General features: G+C 52.7%; 12 protein-coding genes. 9 read left to right on the top strand and 3 right to left on the bottom strand.

What is annotated here, in order from left to right:
* The 3 genes from HKD28_RS14385 to HKD28_RS14375 form a co-directional block, all read left to right on the top strand.
* On the top strand, nucleotides 1-922 hold a 922-nt coding region (locus tag HKD28_RS14385), incomplete at its 5' end, for a hypothetical protein (protein WP_194268910.1).
* Between the two features lie 70 nt (nucleotides 923-992).
* Nucleotides 993-1,328 carry a hypothetical protein gene (locus tag HKD28_RS14380; RefSeq protein WP_194268909.1) on the top strand — a complete coding sequence of 112 codons (336 nt, stop codon included), beginning with the start codon at nucleotides 993-995 and terminating at the stop codon, nucleotides 1,326-1,328.
* Nucleotides 1,329-1,410: 82 nt separating this feature from the next.
* Nucleotides 1,411-1,911: a hypothetical protein gene (locus HKD28_RS14375; RefSeq protein WP_194268908.1), complete on the top strand. Its 501-nt coding sequence runs from the start codon at nucleotides 1,411-1,413 to the stop codon at nucleotides 1,909-1,911.
* A gap of 129 nt (nucleotides 1,912-2,040) precedes the next feature.
* Here HKD28_RS14375 and HKD28_RS14370 read toward each other — a convergent pair whose 3' ends face one another.
* Nucleotides 2,041-2,406 carry a hypothetical protein gene (locus HKD28_RS14370; RefSeq protein ID WP_194268907.1) on the bottom strand — a complete coding sequence of 122 codons (366 nt, stop codon included), beginning with the start codon at nucleotides 2,404-2,406 and terminating at the stop codon, nucleotides 2,041-2,043.
* A 128-nt stretch (nucleotides 2,407-2,534) separates the two neighbouring features.
* Here HKD28_RS14370 and HKD28_RS14365 point away from each other — a divergent pair, with 128 nt between their 5' ends.
* The 6 genes from HKD28_RS14365 (at nucleotide 2,535) to HKD28_RS14340 (ending at nucleotide 7,854) form a co-directional block, all read left to right on the top strand.
* Nucleotides 2,535-3,281 (top strand): C1 family peptidase, encoded by a 747-nt coding sequence (locus HKD28_RS14365; protein ID WP_194268906.1) that lies wholly within the window; start codon nucleotides 2,535-2,537, stop codon nucleotides 3,279-3,281.
* Nucleotides 3,282-3,283: 2 nt separating this feature from the next.
* Nucleotides 3,284-4,921 carry a collagen-like triple helix repeat-containing protein gene (locus tag HKD28_RS15955; RefSeq protein WP_207729010.1) on the top strand — a complete coding sequence of 546 codons (1,638 nt, stop codon included), beginning with the start codon at nucleotides 3,284-3,286 and terminating at the stop codon, nucleotides 4,919-4,921.
* A complete protein-coding gene (locus HKD28_RS14355; RefSeq protein WP_194268905.1) occupies nucleotides 4,918-5,517 on the top strand; it encodes a hypothetical protein in 600 nt (199 codons plus the stop codon). The genes HKD28_RS15955 and HKD28_RS14355 overlap by 4 nt, the downstream gene beginning before the upstream one ends.
* 247 nt (nucleotides 5,518-5,764) lie before the next feature.
* On the top strand, nucleotides 5,765-6,253 hold the full coding sequence (locus HKD28_RS14350) for a hypothetical protein (protein WP_194268904.1): 489 nt from the start codon (nucleotides 5,765-5,767) through the stop codon (nucleotides 6,251-6,253).
* Nucleotides 6,234-6,560, top strand: coding sequence for a DUF3800 domain-containing protein (locus HKD28_RS14345; protein WP_194268903.1), 327 nt, complete (start codon nucleotides 6,234-6,236; stop codon nucleotides 6,558-6,560). The genes HKD28_RS14350 and HKD28_RS14345 overlap by 20 nt, the downstream gene beginning before the upstream one ends.
* 247 nt (nucleotides 6,561-6,807) lie before the next feature.
* Entirely contained in the window at nucleotides 6,808-7,854 is a 1,047-nt protein-coding gene (locus HKD28_RS14340; protein ID WP_194268902.1) for a TIR domain-containing protein, read from the top strand.
* 196 nt (nucleotides 7,855-8,050) lie between these two features.
* On the opposite strand, the gene HKD28_RS14335 is transcribed toward HKD28_RS14340, so the two are convergent.
* A complete protein-coding gene (locus HKD28_RS14335; protein ID WP_194268901.1) occupies nucleotides 8,051-8,389 on the bottom strand; it encodes a tRNA-binding protein in 339 nt (112 codons plus the stop codon).
* A gap of 4 nt (nucleotides 8,390-8,393) precedes the next feature.
* The gene (locus tag HKD28_RS14330; protein ID WP_328750705.1) at nucleotides 8,394-9,389 is read right to left on the bottom strand and encodes a DMT family transporter; all 996 of its coding nucleotides are present in this window, start codon (nucleotides 9,387-9,389) and stop codon (nucleotides 8,394-8,396) included.
* Nucleotides 9,390-9,479: the final 90 nt, after the last annotated feature.

Here is a 9,479-nt window from a genome sequence, read left to right as displayed (position 1 = left end):
TACCCCGTTCCAGCAGGATGGCAGCTCTCCGCAGTACGGTTACGATACGATCATGCGTCAAAACACCATGGCGCTGGCGCACTATCTGGCAGCCCATTCCATCGGCGGCGTAGATGCGCTTCCGAACTACTGGATGGTCGGCCAGTATTCCAGTTCGGCAGACACCAACTCTATTGGCAATGACACTGATTCCGAGAGTATTTCCCGCATTGCGGTGGATCTGCTGTCGGCGGGCATGGCTGATACGGTGAACCTCCCTGCAAGCGCTTCTGCTGTTATGTCTTCTCAAAAAGGTCTTTGCCCGACAGTCGCATCGTTCGCCAACGGGCAGACCAGCACGCCGACCCTGGCCGCAACACAGGGTCATGCGACGGCCCCGGCATCGTCAGGTCGCTATGGCTATGGGGATGTCGTCGACGGCTTGCGGATCGATCCCGACCAAGGGCTCCAGTTCATCGACAATGTCTATAAGGCGTCTTCGACGGCGGCTCCGATGAAGGTCAACGGCATCGATGACAGTTCAGGCAACCGGGGGCTGATGTGGGCAAATCGCAATTTTGAAGAAATGGGCGATGGGTATCATTTCAGGACCTGGAATGCCGGGATCAACGGCTTCAATCCGGACGGCACGCCCAGGATCGATGCCACGCAAGGCAACTCCGAAGTGTGGGTGGACTATGCCGGCGGTCATTTCACCTTCGCCTTTGCCAGCAAAAACGTCTACCAGGCCGCGCTCGACCTGACACTCGACAGTGCGAAATTCACTGTCCCGGTGCAGATCTCCAGCTATTCCAAAGAAGTCATTCTGAACTTCACAGCGCCGGCTGAAGGAATGATCATCAACGATAGCGATGACCATGTGCCCGTCATTTACGAAAACGGGAAATGGTATCCCGTACAGCTTGGAGCGGCTTTGCAGTAAGCGCCCCCTGATCTCAATCTTTTAGAACAACCGCCCCCGAGGCGGTTTTTTCATATCTGGAGAACTGAAAATGGACTGGACAACCCTGTTCCAGACGGTCCTGCCGTACCTGCCGGCCAAGGCGGCGGGAGACATCGTCTCGATCCTGACCTTCCTGATCGCAGCGGCCGCTCTGGCCATGCGCTTCTGGAAACCTCCTGCGGCCGGAAGCAGGCTGTCGCTGCTCTACAAGGTCGTTTCTGCCCTGGCGCAGTCGAAGGGCTGGAACACCAACGCCTATCAGCCCGATGCCAAGGCCCTGATGATCCCGGCCGAGGCCAGCCGCATGATCGAGGCGAGCAAGCTGGGCCTCGATCCGGCGTCCACCCATCCCAAGGCTGGTGCGCCTCCCAAGCCGAACGCCTGACCCGAAGGAGGCAGGCCCCGCCTGTCAGACCGCTTTTTCTTCCACCGCCCTCTGAGGCGGTTTTTTTATGTCTGGAGACATCATGCGCAATCGCTTTCTCGCCCTCAGCCTCGGTGCCCTTCTTCTCGGCTCCACGGCCGCCTGCACCACCACGCCGACGACGGCCAGCTTCAACACGGCCGCGCTCAACAGTGACGCCACGGCCATCGCCTATGCCGTCCAGGCGATCGAGGGCATTCCTGAACTGGAAAGCCATCTCTCCGCCAGTGACAAGGCCAAGTTCGACAACCTGGTCGCGCAGATCCGCAGCGTGACCGCACAGGTCGCCGCCAACTCCAATGGCTCCATCACCGTGGCGACCGGCAAGGACTGGACCAAGTCTCTCGGCACGGATCTCGAAACCCTGCTGGCGATCGCGACCCCGATCGTGAAGGTTTATTCGCCCTCGGCTGCCACCTACATGCAGACCGTTCAGGCGATGATTCCGCTTGTCGAGGCGCTGGCCGGTGTCACGGCCGCACCCTATGCCGCCCCGGTCCAGTCGCCGGAGCTGATCCGCGCCCGGATCTATCAGGGCGTCTGATGCTGGGCCTCTGCCGCGTCGCGATTGTGGCGCGGCAATCTGGCTGCTGGTCGGCATGTTCTGGCCATGAGTCCGGAGCCTAAGATCATTCTGCGTAGAAACGCTCATCCTTAAATTTCCAAGAAGGCTCTAAGGATGAATATTTTCTTTTATGTATAGATATAATTTATCCATAACCTCACTAAAATCGCACGTTTCATAATCGATTAACTGTTTGAGATTCGAATATATTCCCAATCCATATTGACCATGAAGAATGCAATTTTTTATAATATCACAATCTTTACTTGAGAATGGATTTTTATATTCTTTTATATCAAACCTTATGATGGAATATATGTTACTTGCTGTAGTTAATATATCTCTAGAATCATAATATCCAATTGTTTCCATTTCTATGGCGTCAAAAAAGTTAAAAACTGTAGCTATGAGGAAACTTCTTAACGAAGCCATCTCATCATAGGAGAGAATTATGTCTTCCATGTTACCTTCCATTTACTACTCCTAAAAAATAACGATACCAATCTTCTGGCCCAAACAAAGTCCCGTTGTTCCTATCTATTTTTGAAAACCTTTTTGTTAGCAGCCGTCCCTCACCGGGCGGCTTTTTTATTGGAAAATCCATGACCTACAAACTGGGCAAGCGCGCCCCGAAACATGACCCGCGCACCTATCGCCTCGGCCGGGTGTTGGCCGTGCGTCTGCCGGCCGTGCCCGAAGCGCGGGACTGGTCGCAGAACGTGCCCTATCAGATGTGGGGCAATGACCGCTTCGGCTGCTGCGCCTTCGCCGCTCACGCGGCCCTGGTGGCGACCTGGACGAAGGCCGCGCAATCGCTGGTCATGCTCTCGACCGAAACCGTGCTGGCCAACTATGCGGCGCTGACGGGCTTTAATGCCGAAACCGGATACGACCCGGGCACCATTCTGCTGGACGAACTCAACGCTTGGCGCCGTAACGGCCTGCTCCGGCCGGGACAGACCCGCGATTACCTGACCGCCTATGGCTCCATCGCGCCGACCGATGTCGTGGGCATCCGCCGTGCCATCGCCTATCTGGGCGGCGTGCTGGCGGGTGTGCAGGTGCCGCAAGGCTTCCTCGATCTGGGTCTGGGCGAGACCTGGGACTGGGAGGCCATCTCCGACCATACGCCTGCGGGCGGCCATGCCATCGCGCTCGTCGGCTACAACCCGGACGGCGTGTTCTTCAACACCTGGGGCACGCGCACCTTCATGCCGTGGAGCACCTTCACGCGGATTGCGGATGAAGCCTATGGCCTGCTGTCGCGGGAGAACTGGCTGGGCATTCCCGGTACGGCCCCGACCGGTGAGGACTTCGACGCCCTTCTGGCAGAAGTGAGGGCCGCATGACCATGATCCACAATCTCACGCCCTCTCCACTGCGGACGGTGACGCTCCAGTCCTGCACCGGTCTGTATGCCCAGGTGATGTGGACGCCAAAGGCCTCGGCCGACTGCCTGGACTATGTGCTGGATTTCTCCACCCTGCTGGCCGGCACAGGCGACACGCTGACCGCGATCCGCTCCGCCGTCGTCACCACAGCCACGGACGGGGACTATGACCTCAAGGTCATGTGGTCTGCCGTGGCCGGGACACTGGTCGTGGCGTTCCTCGCCAGCGGGCAGCCGAACACGGCACAGAAGATCCTCTTTGAAATCACCACCCAGCAGGGCCGCGTCTATTCCGTAATGGCTGTCCTTCAGATCACGGCGCTGACCGTGGCAACCGCCCCGCCCGGTGACTTCCCGGCTGACACCCTGACGAACGGCAAGGTGCTGATTGCCGGCATCGAGGCACTGCCCTCCGGGTATTCCTCGAACGGCCGCGTCGTGATGGCGACAGAAGACGCCGCTCCCGTGGGCACGCCGTCGTTCGAGAGCGTGACGGCCGGGACGTATTCCGGAGACGGCTCCGGGCTGAATGTCACGTCAGGCGGCAAAGCCCAGACCATCGGTCAGTGGATTGCGGCATTGTCTTCGGGCGGGACACAGGGTGCCGGGATCCGGTCGATCAACGTCATGCAGGGGGCAGTTACGGCAGGCCAGCCGTCGACGGTAACTCTGACCGCCACGCTCACGGATGGCACGACCACCGCTCCGGCGATATTCGAAGCGCCAGCGGGTGCTGTCGGCGCTACAGGTCCGCAAGGCGCGACCGGGGCGAAGGGGGACACGGGAGCGACAGGCGCCACCGGCCCGCAAGGTGCGCCGGGAACTGCTGGATCGGATGCCAACGTCACGGCCGCGACGGTCAATGCTGCGCTCGGATACACGGCAGCCAACGGAGCGAATTACTTCCCGCTCTTGATCGACAACACCAAAGATGCATCGGGTAAATATAATCTTCCCGCCATCGTCGCCGCTCAAGAATCTTTCGACGATAACGGAGGCTTATTCACGCTCGGTTTCCCTGACGGGAAAGTCGTTAAGGTTGGAATAGACAAAGGATATTTCGGAGAAAATTTCTTCATCCTGACGTCTATGACCGACGACCCGATTGGTTTGATCCTTGCCAACGCGGATGGATCTGCTGCGTCTATTTCCGCATATAAATGCCCTGACGGAAGTGGTTCGACCCAGTCCAACGCGCTAAACCTCGACGGCCGGTCTGGGTCCGGGACGATCGGCGCGCTTCTCTGGACAAATCAGGACGATCCTGAAGGACGTTACTGGATGCTTCGGGGTTACACGAACACCAATGGAAAGTTCTATCCCGATTTGGAGCTTTTCGCAGGGACGTCAGACCGGTCGGCATGGCAGTCACCTCTCATTGCGTTCAACGGTCAGAAGAATCAGGCGACTCTCGCGGTCGAACCGGCAATTCTGGCGTACAACGCCTACACCTTTGCCACGCTACCAGCATCGCCTGCCGCGTGGCAGCGCGCGGTCGTGACCGATAAGGCCATCGGCTCTGGCGCTCAGGGTGTCATGGCGATGTGGAACCCGAACACGAAGGCCTGGACAGGTCTGGGCGGGGAGACGCTGGTATGAGGGCGCTGTGGCTCTGCGGGCTTCTGGCTCTCTCGGCCTGTTCAGCCGGATCCGTATCGCCCGTCACGATCAGTCAGGCCATTGCGGGGGTGCAGGCGGATCTGACGAAGGCTGGCGTCGTCAGTGTCTCAGGTGTGCAGCACTGGACGGCCGATCAGACCGCCCAGTTCGATGCCAACGTCCGGGCGCTCCAGTGCGCGCAGCAGACGTCAGATCCGGTCGTGGCCATGATTGCGGGGCCGGTGACGATGGATCTATCCGGCAGCTTCAGTCAGTCGGGATCGTTCTCAGTTTCGGCATCTTCAGCTCTGCCAGTCTTCGGGCTTCAGGCGGATGCCAGCCGGACGAAAGGCCAGACCCTGAACGTGCCGGTCCAGTTTGTGCCTTTGTCGGCCCTGGCTGATGCCGAGGCCGGACGGCAAGTCGGTTATGCCGGGGCGCTGCTCGGTCAGAATGATGTTGTGCGGGAGCGGGTGGCAGAGCGGATTGAGGGGGACCGGACGGCACTGACAGCGCATGTCGAGGGGCTGATGTCGAATGTAAAGCACTGCTTTGAAAAGAAGGTCCGGCCATTCGTAGGATTTAAGAAGGAATAAGAAGGGCCGCTATAGGGGGGGGAAAACGGAATGTCGGCTATCGGGAAGCAATAGCCGAAAGCAGCCATACACATCGTTCGCGCTCATGACAGCTGCCGCCTTATCGTGGGTGGGCTCCTTTCGATGAGTAAGTTTTTGTCAGCTGACGTTCGCCCATTGGTCATTACAAATTCGACCTTAACTATTTGCGATACTTATAGAAATGCATCGTTCTTTCGTCTGGAGAGAAGGAGGAAACACAGTAACCATGCACGTAGCAATCGACGACACCTACGGGCCGATCACGGCCACCCCTTCGAAATACGTAACCGGAGCGCGCAGTACCTACGTCGCGGTCGAATTTCCGGACCATGCGGTCGATGGCATCCGCGCAAATATAGTAAATTGCCTCGCTGAAATGCCCAGCTTGCTCGATATCAGCCCGACCGAATTTCACTTTGTCGATATCTACAATCGCAACAAGGAATGGAGAAATGCACCGGGAGAGCTTAACCTCAAGATTTTTGAGTTCTTTGCTGAAATTTACCGGATGCACCGATGGCCTGTGCAGGTGCAGACGGTCGACGACCGCACCTTAGCGGATCACGCAATCCGTTTCGACCTCAGCGTGGATGGATTCGACCTCAGGGAAAGGGATGGACAGGCGCTTTTCTTTCTCCTTACGAAGGTCAAGCATCGGATGCCCGGTCCACCGGAACCGCTGACCTTACGTATCGATGCTGGCTGGGCGGGCTAAGCCCGGCAAACCGATTGCGAATACCTTATTTCGCGAATGGGGCGATCTCTACGACGGACAATATGCCGAATCGCACTTGGAGCCGCCAATTCAAATCGCCGATTTTCTTGCTTTCAGCATTAATCGCGTTACTCACCTTGGCCTCAAGGAACAGCGTACCGAAATCGACATCTGGTTCCTCCAACTCATCGCCAGTATGGACATATTCTCGGACGACCTAACGCAAGCCTCGTTGCCAGTAAATTTCTCAACGGCGGACATCGACAAGCTTCATGCGGCAGACAGGAAGCAAAAGGGCCTTGAGTAACGCCTATTGGTCGTGGCAACTACTGCCGCCTGTCTGATTCCACATTTTAGAACAGACAGACAGTTCAGGGGGAAAGCAGAGGGTCCGGCTTGAGAAGAGATGTGTGCCCACACCTAATAAATTCGTATCTACTCTGAGTTGCAGGTCCAACGATCTATAATGTACCTTGCTGTTGCAGCATTTGCTCTGCCTCATAACGTGTGAGACACCTAGAAAACATACAATTGTAACAAAAAAATGCGAGAAAATGATGAAAATATTTTTTTCATGGCAAAGTGACGTAGGAAAAAATGTTAACACAAAACAAATACGAAAAGCCATTGACAATGCCATAAAGAATATAAAAGAAACTTCTCTATTAATGTTGGAACGAGACGAAGCAACGCTAAATGAGCCCGGAGCACCTAATATACCGCAGACCATTGCGAATAAAATTCGTGAATGCGATATATTTATCGCCGATATTACTACGGTACTAGTAAAAAATGACCAGTCGAAGAGTTTTCCAAATCCAAACGTCACGTTCGAGATTGGACTTGCTGCAGCTTATATTGGATGGGGCAGAATTATACTATTATTTAATGAAGGAATCGCTAATTTTTCAGGGATTCCTTTTGACTTTGATCGACAACGAATTTCTACATATAAAATAAAAGACAATGGCATCGTTTGCCAAATTGAAACGAAAAATTTTTGTCATCTTATAAAATTAGCAATCTCTACTATTATCGAAAAAAATCCCTTAAAGCCACATGAAATCGATGGAAAATCTGAAGAAGAAATAAAAAAAATTAGAGATACTAGACAGATAGAATGGTTTTTTCGCCATATTGATGTTGGCCTTTTTGGTAAATGCCTCAATGAGATACCAAACATGATGAGCCGCGCCACACTGGAATTTGCTCAATCTATTGAGTATGTGACCAAGAGTAGCGACTTTCATCTATATAATGAAAAATTATATGATTTATTCCAAAAGCTTTCGATTGAACTTAGCCACCTCATTTCTTTTAAAGATTTCTATCCAGATTTATTAAATAATTATAGATCTCATATTGATCAGAAATTCGTTCCTCAAAACGGAGAGTGTTTTCATAAAATTGAAGATAAAATTGCAAAATCGAGGGATAGATTAAGAAATTATTTTGATGAAATATTGAAAATAATAAGGATGGACTATGTAATAATAGATTTATCCGAAACAAGCAGTGATTTTATTTCTAGTTTGGATTATGGATACGGGATCGACGAAGTAACTCGGAATGGAATGCTTCGCGATATTCATAATATCTAATTTTTCAATGTTGGTTTCAAAGCATTTTGTTTTCAAAAATGTCTGCTTTCTGAACTACCAAATGCTGCGGCTATGTCTTTAATGTAGGCGTCTGCCGCCTGTCCGCTTCACATTCCTTGAGCGGACAGGCAGTTCAGCGGGGGAAAGCGGTTGGTCCGCTTCGGATCTATCGGACACTTCAAATAAGCCTTGTCGGTCAAAATAACCGACTACCGTTTGGGACTTGTCGTTCAGGTTCAACCAGAACGACGTTTTTTGTGATATCAAGAAATCCAAGCGTTAAGACCTCCGAGACAAAAGGTCCAATTTGTCGAGGTGCGAGATTCACGACACATGTAACTTGCCGACCCAATAGATCATCAGATTTATATAAACCTGTAATTTGAGCGCTTGATTTTTTTACTCCGAGCTCAACTCCAAAATCGATTTTCAGCTTCCACGTTGGTTTTCGCGCCTCTGGGAATGGATTAACTTCCATGATTGTGCCCACACGAATATCTATATTCATGAACTCTTCGAACGAAATAGATGCCACGATTTTATACTCCGTTCCGGGATGATTGCATCGCAGCGTTACTGAACGTGCGATGATGTTTTCGATGAGCTGATACGCATGTCATTACACTACAAACAATGAGCGTAAATGCAGCGACCTCGATGGGGCGAGGCCACCGACCTTCCCACAGAAACCCGTAGATGAGAGCAAAGAGCGTCTCGAAAAGAATCATCTGCCCAGTCATAGTTAAAGGAAGAAGGCGGCTCATCTTGTTCCACAAAGCATTACCCAAGAAAGAAGCAATAATTGCGACTGCCGTAGAGACCCCAACGAAACAACTCCACGACATAAGGTCGTGATCCAAGTGACCACTGAGTAGCGCGATGGGGACAAGACAGGCGGCTTGAGCTCCGGTAACAAGACCCATCAGAAGATTCCAGTCATGGACTGAAACTGTGCTTAGACGCACGAGACTGCGGCTGTTTCCAACAGCATAAGCTGTCCAAGACAAAAGTGCGGTAATCGCCCATAAGAGCCCCATACTTGTTTGGTGCGTCGCTTCAGGTGCTTTAAGAGCTTGCCACCCAATGCAAACTGCACCTGCACCGCACAGAAGAAGAGATGGCAAAAGCGATGTTAAGGAAACAGCCCCTTTGTCTCTGCTTCCAATAATCGTAACAGCTACAGGAAGAAATCCTATTACCAAAGACGTTAATGCTATACCGCCACTTTGCACCGCCTTGGACAGAAGAATATAATATAAAGTATTTCCAAATAAAGAGAGCCAAAAGAGGGCGCGCCAATCCTGCTTTTTTAGGCGTGATTTCAATACGGGCCAGCGAGGCATAATAACAAAAAAGGCAATGATCCCGTAGGCTAGGAAGCGCCCAATAGCCAGTTGAAGAGGAGTAAAATCACGCACCAGTTCAGGCGCAAGAAATACCAAGCCCCACAAAGCACCCGCACCAACACCACATAAAGTGCCCAATGGGATATTATAGCTTGTCTTAGAGCGATTTTCTGTTTCCGTATCGAGCACGATGTTCTCCCCTTAAAGAGAGACGTATCATCGAGGAATTGATTTTTGTGCTCTTGATTCACCTTAAAAATGCAACAAAAACTCGCTTAT

This window comes from Gluconobacter cadivus, from assembly GCF_015244745.1.
In the GTDB taxonomy this organism is placed as follows: Bacteria; Pseudomonadota; Alphaproteobacteria; order Acetobacterales; family Acetobacteraceae; genus Gluconobacter; species Gluconobacter cadivus.
Note: the sequence above shows the minus strand (reverse complement) of the source record. Positions and strands in the feature narration are given on the sequence as shown.